The organism is Pseudomonas zeae (assembly GCF_014268485.2).
Taxonomy (GTDB): Bacteria; Pseudomonadota; Gammaproteobacteria; order Pseudomonadales; family Pseudomonadaceae; genus Aquipseudomonas; species Aquipseudomonas neuropathica.
In genome coordinates this window covers 4,869,241-4,883,855 of sequence record NZ_CP077090.1, presented here as the reverse complement: position 1 = coordinate 4,883,855, position 14,615 = coordinate 4,869,241, and the positions used below count along the sequence as shown (strand labels likewise).

The 14,615-nt window shown below is 57.5% G+C and carries 13 protein-coding genes; 10 read left to right on the top strand and 3 right to left on the bottom strand.

Annotation, left to right across the window (positions count from 1 at the left end; translation table 11 throughout):
- The first annotated feature begins 183 nt into the window (after window positions 1–183).
- The 6 genes from HU754_RS21450 (at window position 184) to fabF (ending at window position 7,040) form a co-directional block, all read left to right on the top strand.
- Window positions 184–1,152 carry a UDP-glucose 4-epimerase family protein gene (locus tag HU754_RS21450; protein WP_186620561.1) on the top strand — a complete coding sequence of 323 codons (969 nt, stop codon included), beginning with the start codon at window positions 184–186 and terminating at the stop codon, window positions 1,150–1,152.
- Window positions 1,149–2,177 (top strand): MraY family glycosyltransferase, encoded by a 1,029-nt coding sequence (locus tag HU754_RS21445; RefSeq protein WP_186620563.1) that lies wholly within the window; start codon window positions 1,149–1,151, stop codon window positions 2,175–2,177. Before HU754_RS21450 ends, HU754_RS21445 begins: the two co-directional genes overlap by 4 nt.
- Before the next feature lie 106 nt (window positions 2,178–2,283).
- Window positions 2,284–4,278: a polysaccharide biosynthesis protein gene (locus tag HU754_RS21440; RefSeq protein WP_186620688.1), complete on the top strand. Its 1,995-nt coding sequence runs from the start codon at window positions 2,284–2,286 to the stop codon at window positions 4,276–4,278.
- A 110-nt stretch (window positions 4,279–4,388) separates the two neighbouring features.
- Entirely contained in the window at window positions 4,389–4,724 is a 336-nt protein-coding gene (locus tag HU754_RS21435; RefSeq protein WP_186620565.1) for a ComEA family DNA-binding protein, read from the top strand.
- A 215-nt stretch (window positions 4,725–4,939) separates the two neighbouring features.
- Window positions 4,940–5,743 (top strand): SDR family NAD(P)-dependent oxidoreductase, encoded by an 804-nt coding sequence (locus tag HU754_RS21430; RefSeq protein ID WP_186620567.1) that lies wholly within the window; start codon window positions 4,940–4,942, stop codon window positions 5,741–5,743.
- A gap of 22 nt (window positions 5,744–5,765) precedes the next feature.
- Window positions 5,766–7,040, top strand: coding sequence for a beta-ketoacyl-ACP synthase II (fabF, locus tag HU754_RS21425; protein WP_186620569.1), 1,275 nt, complete (start codon window positions 5,766–5,768; stop codon window positions 7,038–7,040).
- On the opposite strand, the gene HU754_RS21420 is transcribed toward fabF, so the two are convergent.
- The 3 genes from HU754_RS21420 to eat all read right to left on the bottom strand — a co-directional run bounded on the left by HU754_RS21420 (window position 7,037) and on the right by eat (window position 9,390).
- Window positions 7,037–7,591, bottom strand: coding sequence for a TetR/AcrR family transcriptional regulator (locus HU754_RS21420; protein ID WP_186620571.1), 555 nt, complete (start codon window positions 7,589–7,591; stop codon window positions 7,037–7,039). The two genes, fabF and HU754_RS21420, sit on opposite strands and share 4 nt — an antisense overlap.
- Before the next feature lie 137 nt (window positions 7,592–7,728).
- Complete coding sequence (locus HU754_RS21415; protein WP_007908505.1) at window positions 7,729–7,896, bottom strand: DUF2897 family protein; 168 nt, start codon at window positions 7,894–7,896, stop codon at window positions 7,729–7,731.
- A 129-nt stretch (window positions 7,897–8,025) separates the two neighbouring features.
- A complete protein-coding gene (gene eat, locus HU754_RS21410) occupies window positions 8,026–9,390 on the bottom strand; it encodes an ethanolamine permease (RefSeq protein WP_093435227.1) in 1,365 nt (454 codons plus the stop codon).
- Window positions 9,391–9,806: 416 nt separating this feature from the next.
- Between eat and kdpF the strand changes: the two genes are divergently transcribed.
- The 4 genes from kdpF to kdpC all read left to right on the top strand — a co-directional run bounded on the left by kdpF (window position 9,807) and on the right by kdpC (window position 14,556).
- Window positions 9,807–9,896 carry a K(+)-transporting ATPase subunit F gene (kdpF, locus tag HU754_RS21405; protein ID WP_007899818.1) on the top strand — a complete coding sequence of 30 codons (90 nt, stop codon included), beginning with the start codon at window positions 9,807–9,809 and terminating at the stop codon, window positions 9,894–9,896.
- 8 nt (window positions 9,897–9,904) lie between these two features.
- Window positions 9,905–11,599 (top strand): potassium-transporting ATPase subunit KdpA, encoded by a 1,695-nt coding sequence (gene kdpA / locus HU754_RS21400; RefSeq protein ID WP_186620573.1) that lies wholly within the window; start codon window positions 9,905–9,907, stop codon window positions 11,597–11,599.
- A gap of 10 nt (window positions 11,600–11,609) precedes the next feature.
- A complete protein-coding gene (gene kdpB / locus HU754_RS21395) occupies window positions 11,610–13,667 on the top strand; it encodes a potassium-transporting ATPase subunit KdpB (RefSeq protein ID WP_186620575.1) in 2,058 nt (685 codons plus the stop codon).
- A 343-nt stretch (window positions 13,668–14,010) separates the two neighbouring features.
- Window positions 14,011–14,556, top strand: coding sequence for a potassium-transporting ATPase subunit KdpC (gene kdpC, locus HU754_RS21390; RefSeq protein WP_093435218.1), 546 nt, complete (start codon window positions 14,011–14,013; stop codon window positions 14,554–14,556).
- Window positions 14,557–14,615: the final 59 nt, after the last annotated feature.

Sequence of the window (14,615 nt, the reverse complement as noted above, 5' to 3'; positions counted from 1 at the left end):
ATATCGATGAGGCCCAAGTTGTAGACTTGCCCGTACTTTTTTTGCATCTTCGCAGCTCCGGAAAATCCAGATCAGGGCCTACCGTATCGGGTTGCGAGAATGTTCTGAGATGATTGTTCAGTAATTTCTCCTGCACGCTTTTCGTGATAAATTGCGCCTCAACTCCCTCCGAATCGGTTAAAAATGCCAAAAAAAATACTTGTCACCGGTGCGACGGGATTTCTTGGAAGGTCCTTGGTTCAGCATTTTTGCACTTTTCCAGATAACTCCGTCGTGGCCCCATTACGGAGTGTACGAGGAAAGTTACCAGGAAAAATGACGGTAACTCGTATATCGGATATTAATGAAAATACCGACTGGCGCGAGTCTCTAACTGGTGTGGATGTTGTTGTACATGCTGCGGCGCGAGTGCACGTCATGCAAGAGGACGCGGCACAGTCGATTGAAGAGTTTCGCGCGGTTAATGTCCAAGGAACACTTTGTCTGGCACGGCAGGCCGTTGCGGCTGGTGTCAAAAGGTTCATCTATATTAGTTCTATCAAGGTTAATGGCGAAGCTACTCTGCTCGGCCATGCCTTTAGTGCCAGCGACACTCCGCTCCCATCAGATGCTTATGGAATCTCCAAATACGAAGCAGAACAACAATTAATGCAGCTTGCCCAGACAGGCGCAATAGAAGTTGTAATCATCCGCCCGGTACTAATTTATGGTCCAGGAGTAGGTGCGAACTTTCGTCAAATGATGCACTGGCTCACGAAGGGTATTCCAATGCCTTTCGGATCTGTTTCCAACCTGCGAAGTCTCGTTTCACTGGATAACGTCGTCGATTTAGTCAGTACGTGTGTCGATCATCCTCGTGCCGCAAACCAGGTGTTTCTGGTCAGTGATGATGAAGATGTTTCTACAACCCAATTGATGCAACGTCTTCTGACTTTCTTGGGTAGAAAAACCTGGCTCGTCCCCGCTCCTGTTTCTCTACTGAAGTTCTTCGCTCGCCTGGTGGGGCGAGGTGCAGTCGCTCAGCGGCTTTTCGGCTCGCTACAGGTCGATATCAAGAAGAATCGAGAGTTGTTAGGCTGGCGTCCGCCCTTCACCCTGGATGAGGGTTTGAAGGCGACAGCCGAGCATTTTCTGGAGTCTCGCAAAAGATGAGTTACGGATATTTCATTCCATTGGTTTTCGGAATTGCTTTTTTGCTGACTGCTGTTTTGCGCCGGTATGCGATATCTCGAAGTCTGATGGATGTTCCTAATGCACGCAGCTCTCATGTTGTGGCTACGCCACGCGGAGGCGGTGTAGCGATTGTTGTCGCGTTTATCTTGTCCCTGGGATTTCTGTTTTTCACGGATTTGATTTCCGCCCGGTTTTTTTTCGCGGTGGCAGGTGGCGGTGCTGCCATTGCCCTGATTGGATTCATGGATGATCACGGGCATATCGCCGCGCGATGGCGATTATTGGCTCATTTTGCTTCAGCTTTGTGGTTATTGGGCTGGATAGGCGGCATACCGCCCGTTGAGTTGTTCGGTACTTCGATCGAGCTAGGTTGGCTGGGCTTTGTGCTGGGTGCTTTTTATCTTGTATGGCTACTTAATCTTTACAATTTCATGGACGGCATTGACGGAATCGCCAGTGTAGAAGCGATTTGTGCCTGCGTCGGTGCTTGTCTGCTTTACTGGTTGTCGGGACTGGAGAATCTGATCTGGGCGCCTTTGTTGCTCGCGGCTGCCGTTGGCGGTTTTCTTTACTGGAATTTCCCTCCGGCACGAATATTCATGGGAGATGCTGGCAGTGGATTTTTGGGCGTCGTACTTGGCGGTTTGTCTCTGCAGGCGGCCTGGGTCAGCGCACCAATGCTTTGGGCTTGGTTGATTCTGCTTGGCGTATTTATCGTTGATGCGACCTATACATTGTTACGTCGCATACTACGAGGAGACAAGGTCTATGAGGCACACCGAAGTCATGCCTACCAGTTTGCCTCACGTCGCTTTGGCAAGCACTTGCCCGTCACTGTTGCGGTCGGCGTGATCAACCTCTTCTGGCTGTTGCCCATTGCCTTTTGTGTTACGCGTCTCGGTTTGGACGGTGCTTTGGGTGTGCTTTTGGCTTACATTCCATTGGTCGCTTTGGCAATAAAGTTTCACGCCGGAGATCTCGAGATTCCGGTGGTCAAGAACTAAGCAGTAATTGCCAGGTCATTTAGGTTTAGAGTGATCACGAAACGCCCTCCAGCCAGCACTATGGCGAGTGCTGATGAAAGGAGTGATCATGGTAATTGAAGGGTTTATGGATAAAATCAGAGAGTACCTGTTAGGCCTTCCCCGGCGCCGCAAGAGACTGCTTCAGGTTGCCACAGACATCGTGCTCGTCTGGGTCGCTTTGTGGCTGGCCTTTATCGTTCGCCTGGGTCTGGACGATATGTACAACCCTTTCAAGGTGCATTTCTGGCTTTTTGTATGTGCACCTATTGTTGCGATTCCCTTGTTCATTCGTTTTGGCATGTACCGTGCGGTCATGCGCTATTTCGGCAACGATGCACTGGTCGCTATTATCAAAGCGGTCAGTCTGTCCGCATTGATTCTGGCGCTGGTTGTCTATTGGTATAGCAACCACGAGGCAGTAGTCCCGCGTTCGATTGTCTTCAACTACTGGTGGCTAAGCCTTGTCATCATCGGCGGCTTGCGGTTGTGCATGCGTCAGTATTTCATGGGGGACTGGTTCGCCGGCGCTCAGCACGTACCCTTTTCCAGCCGTGACGATAGCCTTATCAAAGTCGCAGTCTATGGGGCAGGCGTCGCGGGTAATCAATTGGTTGCCGCATTACGCATGGGCCGAACCATGCGCCCGGTTGCATTTATTGATGACGACCCGAGCATTGCTGATCGGGTAATTGCCGGGCTGCAGGTTTATAAACCCAAGCACATTCAACAGATGATCGATGAAACAGGTGCGCAGGAAATTCTTCTGGCGCTGCCGTCGTCGACACGTGCACGTCGCCGGGAGATTCTCACGCTTCTGGAAAGTTTTCCGCTACATATCCGCAGCGTTCCAAATTTCACTGACCTTGCCAGTGGCCGAGTCAAGGTCGAGGATATTCAGGAAGTGGATATCGCTGATCTTTTGGGGCGCGATTCGGTGCCTGCACAACCGGATCTGCTTGAGCGCTGTATCAAGGGCAAGACGGTGATGGTCACTGGCGCTGGCGGTTCCATTGGCTCAGAGCTTTGCCGACAGATCTACTCGCTTGGCCCCACCAGGCTGCTGTTGTTTGACCACAGCGAGTTCAACCTCTACAGCATACTTTCGGAGTTGGAGCAAAGGGGAACCCGGGAGTCGGCGTCGGTCAAGCTCTTGCCAATACTCGGTTCCATCCGACACCCGCATAAACTGCTGGATGTTATGAAGACCTGGGACGTTGAAACTGTTTACCATGCGGCCGCGTATAAGCACGTGCCCATGGTTGAACACAACATTGCGGAAGGGGTACTCAATAACGTCATCGGGACGCTTAATACTGCCCAGGCAGCATTGCAATCGGGTGTGTCCAATTTCGTGTTGATTTCCACGGACAAGGCTGTTCGCCCAACTAACGTAATGGGCAGTACCAAGCGACTTGCCGAGCTGACGCTTCAGGCCTTGAGTAGAGAAATCGCCCCCGTTCTATTCGGTGACAAATCCAACGTATCCCGAGTCAACAAGACTCGCTTCACGATGGTTCGCTTCGGGAATGTGCTGGGCTCTTCTGGTTCGGTCATTCCGCTATTCCACAGTCAGATCAAATCCGGTGGGCCATTGACGGTTACCCACCCGAAGATTACCCGTTACTTCATGACTATCCCTGAAGCCGCGCAATTAGTGATCCAGGCCGGTTCCATGGGGCAGGGGGGCGATGTGTTCGTACTCGATATGGGGGAACCGGTAAGAATTGTCGAACTGGCGAAGAAGATGATTCATTTGTCCGGTTTGAGCGTGCGTTCCGAGAAAAATCTGCAAGGCGACATTTCGATCGAATTCACCGGATTACGCCCCGGCGAGAAGCTTTATGAAGAGTTGTTGATTGGCGATAACGTATTGGCGACCGAGCACCCGATGATCATGAGTGCCAGCGAAGATCATTTGCCATGGGACTTGCTCAAGCTTCGTTTGGCGGATTTGCTGGCTGCCGTCGAAGAGGATGATTATTCGCTCGTTCGCCAGTTGCTTCGAGACACCGTCTCCGGCTACACCCCCGACGGCGAGATCGTCGACTGGATCTACCAGCAGCGTCGTCTCGAACCCTGATTGTTTCACATTCTGTAACGCACGCATTTTTGACATAGCCCCACCATGACCTACGTTTGGAGAGCAGCTTCGGAAAAGCTGCTTTCTCAAACGATGATGGAGCGTCACTAATGCGTACCGGTTACTTCTATTCTCTGATTTTTGCTTTCCTCACCAGCGCCTCGATCGCCGCTATTGCCGCACCTGTTGCGCCAGTGGAGTCACCCAAGGCGCCTTTGGTGATGGAGACAACTGCACCTTCCCAAAGCGCAAAAGTCGACCTCAACGATGCCGATGCGGCAACGCTGCAAAAGGAACTGGCGGGAGTCGGAGAGGCCAAGGCCAAAGCGATTGTTGCTTATCGTGAAACAAACGGGCCGTTTGCGTCGGTGGATGAGTTGCTGGAAGTGAAGGGAATTGGCAAGGCGATTCTGGATCGCAATCGCGACAAGCTGGAAGTCAACTAAGCTGAGTGTTCAAAGCCAAGAGGCCGGTCATTGACCGGCCTTTTTTACTTGCGCAGTGCATGGCCGCTGGTAGCGGTGGAGAGGGCAACCGTCGGACGATTTAAAATTACGGCTATCATATTGCGTTTGGATTATGCCTATAATAATTCGCCGATTCGTCGAGCCAGCAGGTTTCATCGGCAACTCCCGTCATCAAGCATTCCAGGAGCATTCTCATGAATTCCGCACAATCCCAAGGTACTGCTCTCGTTACCGGCGCATCGTCCGGAATCGGTGCGATTTACGCTCAGCGCCTGGCGGCGCGTGGTTTTGATCTGCTGCTGGTAGCCCGTGACAAGGACCGTCTGGAAAGTGCTGCTAGCCAGTTGCGTGATGCCCATGGCGTTCAGGTCGAAGTGCTGAAAGCAGACCTGACGCAAAAGGGTGACGTGATCAAACTCGAACAACGCCTGCGCAGCGATTCCAGCATCAGTTTGCTGGTGAATAACGCCGGTGTGGCGTCGGACGGTTTGCTGGCCAACGCCGATATGGACCAGTTGGAGCGGTTGATCCAGCTGAACATCACCGCCGTCACCCGCCTGGCATCGGCGGCGGCTGCCAGTTTCGCCAAGGCCGGGCGTGGCACGATTATCAATATCGCCTCGGTGGTGGCGCTGTTTCCGGAACGCTTCAACGCCACCTACAGCGCCAGTAAAGCCTATGTACTGAGCCTGACCCAGTCGCTGAACACTGAACTCGAAGGCACCGGCGTGCAGATCCAGGCCGTGCTGCCGGGTGTGACCCGCACCGAAATCTGGGAGCGCTCCGGTATCGATGCCAGTGGCATTCCGGCAGAAATGGTCATGGAGGCGGGCGAGATGGTTGATGCGGCGCTGGCCGGTCTGGATCAGGGCGAGTTGATCACCATTCCTTCGCTGCCTGACGCAGGCGAATGGCACGCCTTTGTTGCGGCTCGCCATGTCATGGCGCCGAACCTTTGCCGCAGTGCTGCAGCGCAACGCTATAAGTCCGGCAATTGAATTGATCAGAGGTCACCACAGTATGGATTCGCGTCGAATAGTCGTCACGGGCATGGGCCTGGTTTCACCCTTGGGCAGCGATCTCGAAGTCGTATGGCAGCGTTTGCTGGCCGGTCGCTCTGGTTTGCGTAACTTGCCTGAGGCAACGGTCGCTGATTTACCCACGCGAGTCGGCGGTGCGGTGCCGACGCTGGAAGAGGACGCTGAAGCAGGTTTCGATCCGGATCGCGCCACGCCGCCCAAAGAGCAGAAGAAGATGGATCGCTTCATTCTGTTCGCCATGGAGGCTGCCCGACAGGCGCTGGAGCAGGCCGACTGGCATCCTTCAGAAAACAAAAGCCAGGAGCGTAGCGCAACGATCATCGGTTCCGGTGTCGGCGGTTTTGGCGCGATTGCCGACGCCGTGCGCACCACCGACAGTCGCGGTCCTCGGCGTTTGTCACCGTTTACCATTCCGTCGTTTCTGGTCAATCTCGCGGCAGGTCACGTATCCATTCAACACGGCCTCAAGGGGCCTTTGGGTGCGCCGGTGACGGCGTGCGCTGCGGGTGTTCAAGCGATTGGCGACGCGGCACGATTGATCCGCGCTGGCGAAGCGGATATTGCCGTGTGTGGCGGTGCGGAAGCCTGCATCGACCGTGTCAGTCTGGCCGGTTTCGCGGCAGCGCGGGCACTGTCGAGCGGTTACAACGACACCCCGCAGCGCGCCTCGCGGCCGTTCGACAGCGGGCGCGACGGTTTCGTCATGGGCGAGGGCGCGGGGTTGTTGGTGATCGAATCCCTCGAGCATGCGCTGGCGCGTGGCGCGACGCCGCTGGCGGAGCTGGTCGGCTATGGCACCAGCGCCGACGCCTATCACCTGACGGCCGGGCCTGAAGATGGCAGCGGGGCGCGGCGGGCGATGACGCTGGCACTGGCGCAGGCGGGTATCGAGCCGGATCAGGTGCAGCACCTCAATGCTCACGCGACCTCGACGCCAGTGGGCGATCTGGGTGAGTTGGCCGCGATCAAGGCGTTGTTCGGTACCGAGAATAAAATCGCCGTGACCTCGACCAAGTCAGCCACCGGTCATTTGCTCGGCGCTGCAGGCGGGCTTGAAGCCATTTTCACACTGTTGGCGATTCGTGATCAGGTGGTGCCGCCGACTTTGAATTTCGACAATCCCGATCCGGCGAGCGCAGGTGTAGACATTGTTCATGGCCAGGCTCGGCCAATGTCTATCGAATATGCACTGTCCAATGGTTTCGGGTTTGGCGGGGTCAATGCCAGCGTATTGTTCAAGCGCTGGCAGGCTTAGTCGCGGTTCTTGAGATGATCGCGGGTGATATCGAGGATGCGTTGCGCAAACCCGGCATCCGCGACACTGCGCGACAGCAGCAGTGCACCGACCAGGGTCGACATGATGACGATGGCGCGGTCAGCGCTGTTCTCACCTTCGAGGCTGTTTTCGATCTGCTCCAGCCGTGCGTTGAGTACCACGTCACTGGTGGGACTCGGTTGCCCGCGCAGCCCTAACTCGGAAGAAATGGTCAGCAATGGGCAGCCTTCGTGTGGTGATGTCTGGTGCCATTCGGACAGATACGTCTCGATGAACACATCAAGCGCGTTGTCCTGGGCAAAAATCTCGGCACATAACCCATCGACCTGGTTGCCGGCCTCTTGCAAGGCCTTCTCGACCAACTCGTCCTTGGACTTGAAATGTGAGTAGAAACCGCCATGGGTCAGACCCAGTGCTTTCATCAGGGGTTGCAGCCCGGTAGCGCCGATTCCGTCCTTGCGAAAGCGTGCCGAAGCCTCCTTGATGATGCGCTGATGGGTCTGGGCTTTATGGTCCTGCGAATAACGCATCTGGAACTCTCCGCAACAATGTCCCCATCTTAACCAAGGAAAATTAGATGGTGACTGTACTTCTACTTCTTAAAAGCATGCGGATAGGTCAAATGGCTATAAAAAGCACAAACCCCGCCGATCAGGCAGGGTTGTGTTCAACGGTCTTGCGCGTCTTTCGCGTCCGCTTCGGCATTGCGTTGGGCAACGCGTCGGCGTTCTTCATCGGTCAGATCGACCTTGTTGGCGGTGTCGCGCAACATCATTAATCCACCCACGATCGAGCCGATTGCAACGACCAGAATCAACCAGGCATACCAAGGCATAACGGCTCTCCTTAAGGGCAGGTCGACGGACGAGGATTTCGCCGTGCGACGCTGCATACCACGTTTGAGCGAAGTGACTTCGCAGTGGTTCCATTCTAGGCCGCTTGCACCCGGTACACCCGAAATCCCTCAATGACCTGTCAGCATCGCATCGGCTGGTGCGTCGGCACGCAGTTGCCCGGTCAGCAGGAAGTAGCCGAAACCGACCGCCATGAAGCCGAGGAAGATCAAGCCGATCAACGTATTGAACCAGGCCATCGCCACCAGACACACCACCGCCAGCACCAATGCAATCAGCGGAATCAGCGGATAGCACGGCGCGCGAAAGGTGCGTTCCAGATTCGGTTCCGATTTACGCAGTTTGAACAGGCTGAGCATGCTCATGATGTACATCACGATGGCGCCGAATACGGCCATGGTGATCATCGCGGCGGTAAGGGTCATGCCACCGAGGTTGATCAGGCCGTCGCTGTAAATCGCGGCGATGCCGATGATGCCGCCGACAATAATGGCGCGGTGCGGTGTCTGGAAGCGCGAGAGTTTCGCCAGCGAAGCGGGAAGATAGCCGGCGCGGGCGAGGGCGAAGAACTGCCGCGAGTAGCCGAGAATGATCCCGTGGAAACTGGCGACCAGACCGAACAGGCCGATCCACACCAGCATGTGCAGCCAGCCGGAGTTGTCGCCGACCACGGTTTTCATCGCTTGCGGTAGCGGGTCGTTGATGTTGGCCAGGGTGCGCCAGTCGCCGACGCCGCCGGCAAAGAACATCACGCCCATTGCCAGCACTACCAAAGTCAAAATGCCGCTGATGTAGGCCTTGGGAATCGTGCGCTTCGGATCCTTGGCTTCTTCGGCAGCCATCGCTGCGCCTTCAATCGCCAGGAAAAACCAGATCGCAAACGGAATCGCGGCGAACATCCCGGCAATCGCTGGCGCACCGAACACATCCGAACCGGCCCAGCCATTCAGTGCGAAGTTGCTGAAGCTGAAGGCCGGCGCGACCACGCCCATGAACACCAGCAACTCTGCCACCGCCAGTACGCAGACCACCAGCTCGAAGGTCGCCGCCAGTTTCACCCCGAGAATGTTCAGCCCCATGAACACGATGTAAGCGCCGACCGCCGCATGCTTCGGATCGAGTGCCGGAAACTGCACATTCAGGTAGGCGCCAATCGCCAGCGCGATGGCCGGTGGAGCGAAGACGAATTCGATCAGCGTCGCCAAGCCTGCAATCAAGCCACCTTTTTCGCCGAAGGCGCGTCGGCTGTAGGCAAACGGTCCGCCGGCATGGGGAATCGCCGTGGTGAGTTCGGTGAAGCTGAAAATGAAGCAGGTGTACATGGTCGCGACCATGAACGAGGTCACCAGGAAGCCCAGTGTTCCGGCGACGCCCCAGCCGTAACTCCATCCGAAGTACTCGCCGGAAATCACCAGCCCTACGGCAATGCCCCACAGGTGCAAGGTGCCCAGTGTGGGTTTGAGTTGTGTGTTCATGCGGTTGCTCCCTGAACGGTTTGGAAAGCTCGGGGAAGGGTGTGTGCAGTGGACGTGCCAGTGCGCTGAAACAAGTCGTAATGAGTTGAAAGCTGTCGTATCGGGGATGTTCGCGGCTGGATGAGCGTTTTTTGTGCGCCAGTTGGGTGCGATGTTGACGGTTATGCCGTCTTCGCGAGCAGGCTCGCTCCCACATTTTGAAATGCGTTCGCCTGAGCAACACCGACACCTGTGGGAGCGAGCCTGCTCGCGAAGAGGCCCGCCCATACGGCACAAAACCCACCTGTAACGCCGGCATAAATCCACTCTTTACGCTTTCTTTATGCACAGCCAACACCCTCGCTCTCGTTCCTTTACAGCCTCCTTTCCGACAATGCCTCCACACGCGGCAATACGCCGTAACACGGAGATCTTCCATGAGCGTTCTGGACGGGGTGTCACTGCTGTTGGCAGTGGGGCTGTTCATTTATCTGTTGGTTGCGCTGTTGCGCGCGGATCGGAACTAGGAGCGGCTATGCACAGTTATGACTATTGGCTGATCCTCGCGTTTTTTGCGGTGGTCTTGCTGCCGGCGCCGTTCCTCGGGCGCTTCTACTACAAGGTAATGGAAGGTCAGCGGACTTGGCTGACGCCGGTTCTCGGTCCGGTCGAGCGCGGCTGTTATCGCGTCGCCGGGGTTGATCCTAACGCCGAGCAGAGCTGGCAGAAGTACACGCTGGCGCTGCTGGCGTTCAACCTCGCCGGTTTCCTCCTGCTGTTCGCGATTCTGTTGTTCCAGGATCACTTGCTGCTGAATCCACAAAATCTGCCGGGCATGGAATGGACGCAAGCGTTCAACACGGCCGTCAGTTTCATGACCAACACCAACTGGCAGTCCTACAGCGGTGAAGCGTCTCTGAGCTACCTGAGCCAGATGATCGGCCTCACCGTGCAGAACTTTGTCAGCGCCGCTACCGGCCTCGCCGTTCTGGTCGCACTGTGCCGTGGCATCGGCCGCAAATCGACGAAAACCCTCGGCAACTTCTGGGTCGACATGACTCGCGCCACCCTCTACGGTCTGCTGCCGCTGTGCCTGTTGCTGGCACTGTATCTGGTCTGGCAGGGCGTGCCGCAAACCTTCGCCCAATATGTGAATGCGGTGACCATGCAGGGCGTCGATCAAGTGATCCCGCTCGGCCCGGCGGCCAGTCAGATTGCGATCAAGCAACTGGGCACCAACGGTGGTGGCTTCTTCGGCGTCAACTCGGCGCATCCGTTCGAGAACCCGAGCGCGTGGAGCAACCTGTTTGAAGTGTCGTCAATTATTCTGATCCCGGTGGCGCTGGTGTTCACTTTCGGCCACTACGTCAAAGACCTGCGTCAGAGCCGCGCGATCATCGCCTGCATGCTCGCGCTGTTCCTGATCGGCGGCGCGACCTCGCTGTGGGCTGAATATCAACCGAACCCGACCCTGAACAACGCTGCCGTTGAACAGACCGCGCCGCTGGAAGGTAAAGAAGCGCGCTTCGGCACCACCGCTACCGTTCTCTGGTCGGTGACCACCACGGCCGCCTCGAACGGTTCGGTCAACGGCATGCACGACAGCCTCAACCCGCTCAGCGGCATGGTCGCGCTGGTCAACATGATGGTCGGCGAAGTGATCTTCGGCGGCGTCGGTGCCGGGCTCTACGGCATGTTGCTCAACGTGTTGATCGCGGTGTTCCTCGCCGGTCTGATGATCGGGCGTACGCCGGAATACCTCGGCAAGAAACTCCAGGCGCGCGAAGTGCAATTGCTGGTGGTGACCCTGCTGGTCATGCCGGTTGGCGTGCTGGTGCTCGGTGCGATTGCCGCAGCGGTTCCCAGTGCCGCGGCAACCATCAGCAACCCTGGCCCGCACGGTTTCAGCCAGTTGCTTTACGCCTACACCTCGGCGAGTGCCAACAACGGCTCGGCGTTCGGTGGCCTGAGCGCGAACACGCCGTTCCACAATCTGATGTTGGGCCTGGGCATGTTGATCGGTCGCTTCGGCTACATCCTTCCGGTTCTGGCACTGGCCGGCAGTCTGGCGATGAAGAAAACCGCACCGATCGGCCAGAACAGCTTCCCGACTCATGGCCCGCTGTTCGTGACCCTGTTGACCGTGACCATTTTGCTGGTGGGCGGCCTGACCTTCTTGCCGACTCTGGCGCTTGGCCCGATTGCCGAACACCTGAGCATGGGCTTCTGAGGACTGAATGATGAATATGCCCGCAATCAAACCCGCTGCCGTCAAGGCGCCGGAACAAGCGAAAACCGCGATCTCGGCCCTGTGGCGGCCGGCGCTGGTGCAAGCTTTCGTCAAGCTCGACCCACGGCAACTGAAACGTTCGCCGGTGATGCTGGTGGTTGAGCTGACGGCGATTTTCACCACCGTGCTGTGCTTCATTCCTGACGCCGATGTACCGACTTTCGTGGCGGCGCAAATTGCCCTGTGGCTATGGTTCACCGTGCTGTTCGCCAACTTCGCTGAAGCTTTGGCCGAAGGTCGCGGCAAGGCCCGCGCCGACAGCCTCAAGGCGGGCAGCGAAGGCCTCAGCGCACGTCGTAAACAGGCCAACGGCAGCTTTCAAGTGGTGCCAGCGGCAAGTCTGCGCAAAGGCGATGTGGTGCGCGTCGAAGCAGGGGAAATGATCCCCGGTGATGGCGAAGTCATTGAAGGCATCGCGGCGGTCAACGAAGCGGCGATCACCGGTGAATCGGCGCCGGTGATTCGTGAGTCCGGCGGTGACCGTTCGGCCGTCACCGGCAACACGCGACTGGTCTCCGACTGGTTGCTGGTGCAGATCACCGCCAATCCGGGCGAGTCGACCCTCGATCGCATGATTGCGCTGGTCGAAGGCGCCAAACGCCAGAAAACCCCGAACGAAGTGGCGCTGGATATCCTGCTGATCGGCCTGACCCTGATCTTTTTGCTGGTGGTCGTGACCCTGCAACCGTTCGCCCGTTTCGCCAACGGCAGCCTGCCGCTGGTGTTTCTGGTGGCGCTGCTGGTTACGCTGATCCCGACCACCATCGGTGGTTTGCTCTCGGCGATCGGTATCGCCGGGATGGATCGTCTGGTGCGCCTCAATGTGATCGCCAAATCCGGTCGTGCGGTGGAAGCGGCGGGCGACGTGCATGTGTTGCTGCTGGACAAGACCGGCACCATCACCTTCGGTAACCGTCGTTGCAGTGCGGTGTATGCCGCGCCGGGTGTGAGTGGTCGCGAGCTGGCCGAAGGTGCGCTGTTCGCTTCTTTGGCTGACGAAACCGCTGAAGGTAAATCCATCGTCGAATACCTGCGGGGTCTGCATCCGCAACCTGAGCCGGCGCTGGAAACCTTGACCGCTGTGCCGTTCAGCGCTGAAACCCGTTTGTCCGGCGTCGACTATCAGGGTCGTGTCTACCGCAAAGGTGCGGTGGATTCGCTGCTGAGTTTCCTCGGCCAAAAGCGCTCGGATCTGGCTCCGGCCCTGTCGCGGGAAATCGACAAGATCGCCCAGAGCGGCGGCACGCCGTTGCTGGTCTGCGCTGACGGCAAACTGCTTGGCGCGATCCATCTCAAGGACGTGGTCAAACCGGGGATCCGCGAACGTTTCGCTGAACTGCGCAAACTGGGCATTCGTACCGTGATGGTCACTGGCGACAACCCGCTGACCGCTGCCGCCATCGCCGCTGAAGCAGGCGTTGATGACGTCCTCGCCGAAGCCACCCCGGAGAAGAAACTCGCGCGCATTCGTCACGAGCAGAACGATGGTCGTCTGGTTGCGATGTGCGGTGACGGTGCCAACGACGCGCCGGCGCTGGCTCAGGCGGACGTCGGCATGGCGATGAACGACGGCACCCAGGCTGCCCGCGAAGCGGCGAACATGGTCGACCTCGATAGCGACCCGACCAAGCTGCTCGACGTGGTGCAGATCGGCAAGGAATTGCTGGTGACGCGCGGTGCGCTGACGACGTTTTCCATCGCCAACGACGTGGCCAAATACTTCGCGATTCTGCCGGCGCTGTTCGCTTCGATTTATCCGCAACTGGGCGTGCTGAACATCATGCAATTGACCAGTCCGCAGAGCGCGATTCTCTCGGCGATCGTCTTTAACGCCTTGATCATCGTCGTGCTGATTCCGCTGGCGCTGCGCGGTGTGCGCGTGCAGGCGGCGAGTGCGGCAGCGTTGCTGCGACGCAATCTGCTGATCTACGGACTGGGCGGGATTCTGGTGCCGTTCGTGGGGATCAAGGCGATCGACATGTTGCTCACGGCGCTGCATCTGGTGTGAGGCCGGAAAAAGCCCCTCACCCTAACCCTCTCCCAGAGGGAGAGGGGACTGACCGAGTGGCTGAACAGAGGTACATCGACCTGAAATACCGAGCCGAACTCAGGTTTTGAACTGCACGAAGATCGGCTCCCTTTCCCTTCGCGAACTTAAGGGAGAGGGGACTGACCGAGGTGTTTACGGGAGCTACACCGACTTGAAATACCGAGCCGAACGCAAGTTTTGAAAAGCATGGAAATCGGCTCCCTTTCCCCCTCGCCCCCTTGGGGGAGAGGGCTGGGGTGAGGGGGAAAAGATCTCCCTGACACCCCGCAAAAGTTTGCCCAACGAATTCGAGGATCTTGAAATGTCCACAATGATACGTCCGGCCCTGAGCCTGCTGGTGCTGATGACCCTGGTCACCGGTGTCGCCTATCCACTGGTGGTGACCGGTGTTGCGCAAGTCGCATTCCCCGCCCAAGCCAATGGCAGCCTGGTGCGAGACGCCGACGGCAAGGTCCGCGGCTCGTCGCTGATCGCGCAGGATTTTGTCGGCGATGCGTGGTTTCATCCACGTCCCTCCGCCGGTGCGTTTGCGACCGTTTCCAGCAGCGCGAGCAACCTGGCCCCGAGCAATCCGGCACTGGCAACCCGCGTGATCGACGACGCCAACAAACTCCAGGTTCCCGGCCAAGGCCCAGTGCCATTGGCCCTGCTGACCACCTCCGGCAGTGGTCTCGATCCGCACTTGCCACCGGCGGCAATTGCCTATCAACTGGCGCGAGTTGCGGCAGCGCGAAACTTGCCGGTATCGACTCTTCAGCAACTGCTCGATGCGCATACCGAACAGCCGCTGGTGGGACCGCCAGTGGTGAATGTGCTAGCGCTGAACATGGCACTGGAAAAACTGTAGTTCTGTGATGTTGCCATTCGCGAGCAAGCTCGCTCCCACAGGAGGACACGTTCCAAATG

Coding starts and splice junctions, on each gene's coding strand:
- HU754_RS21450 (WP_186620561.1), top strand. CDS start 184: ATGCCAAAAAAAATACTTGTCACCGGTGCGACGGGATTTCTTGGAAGG.
- HU754_RS21445 (WP_186620563.1), top strand. CDS start 1,149: ATGAGTTACGGATATTTCATTCCATTGGTTTTCGGAATTGCTTTTTTG.
- HU754_RS21440 (WP_186620688.1), top strand. CDS start 2,284: ATGGATAAAATCAGAGAGTACCTGTTAGGCCTTCCCCGGCGCCGCAAG.
- HU754_RS21435 (WP_186620565.1), top strand. CDS start 4,389: ATGCGTACCGGTTACTTCTATTCTCTGATTTTTGCTTTCCTCACCAGC.
- HU754_RS21430 (WP_186620567.1), top strand. CDS start 4,940: ATGAATTCCGCACAATCCCAAGGTACTGCTCTCGTTACCGGCGCATCG.
- fabF (WP_186620569.1), top strand. CDS start 5,766: ATGGATTCGCGTCGAATAGTCGTCACGGGCATGGGCCTGGTTTCACCC.
- HU754_RS21420 (WP_186620571.1), bottom strand. CDS start 7,591: ATGCGTTATTCGCAGGACCATAAAGCCCAGACCCATCAGCGCATCATC.
- HU754_RS21415 (WP_007908505.1), bottom strand. CDS start 7,896: ATGCCTTGGTATGCCTGGTTGATTCTGGTCGTTGCAATCGGCTCGATC.
- eat (WP_093435227.1), bottom strand. CDS start 9,390: ATGAACACACAACTCAAACCCACACTGGGCACCTTGCACCTGTGGGGC.
- kdpF (WP_007899818.1), top strand. CDS start 9,807: ATGAGCGTTCTGGACGGGGTGTCACTGCTGTTGGCAGTGGGGCTGTTC.
- kdpA (WP_186620573.1), top strand. CDS start 9,905: ATGCACAGTTATGACTATTGGCTGATCCTCGCGTTTTTTGCGGTGGTC.
- kdpB (WP_186620575.1), top strand. CDS start 11,610: ATGAATATGCCCGCAATCAAACCCGCTGCCGTCAAGGCGCCGGAACAA.
- kdpC (WP_093435218.1), top strand. CDS start 14,011: ATGTCCACAATGATACGTCCGGCCCTGAGCCTGCTGGTGCTGATGACC.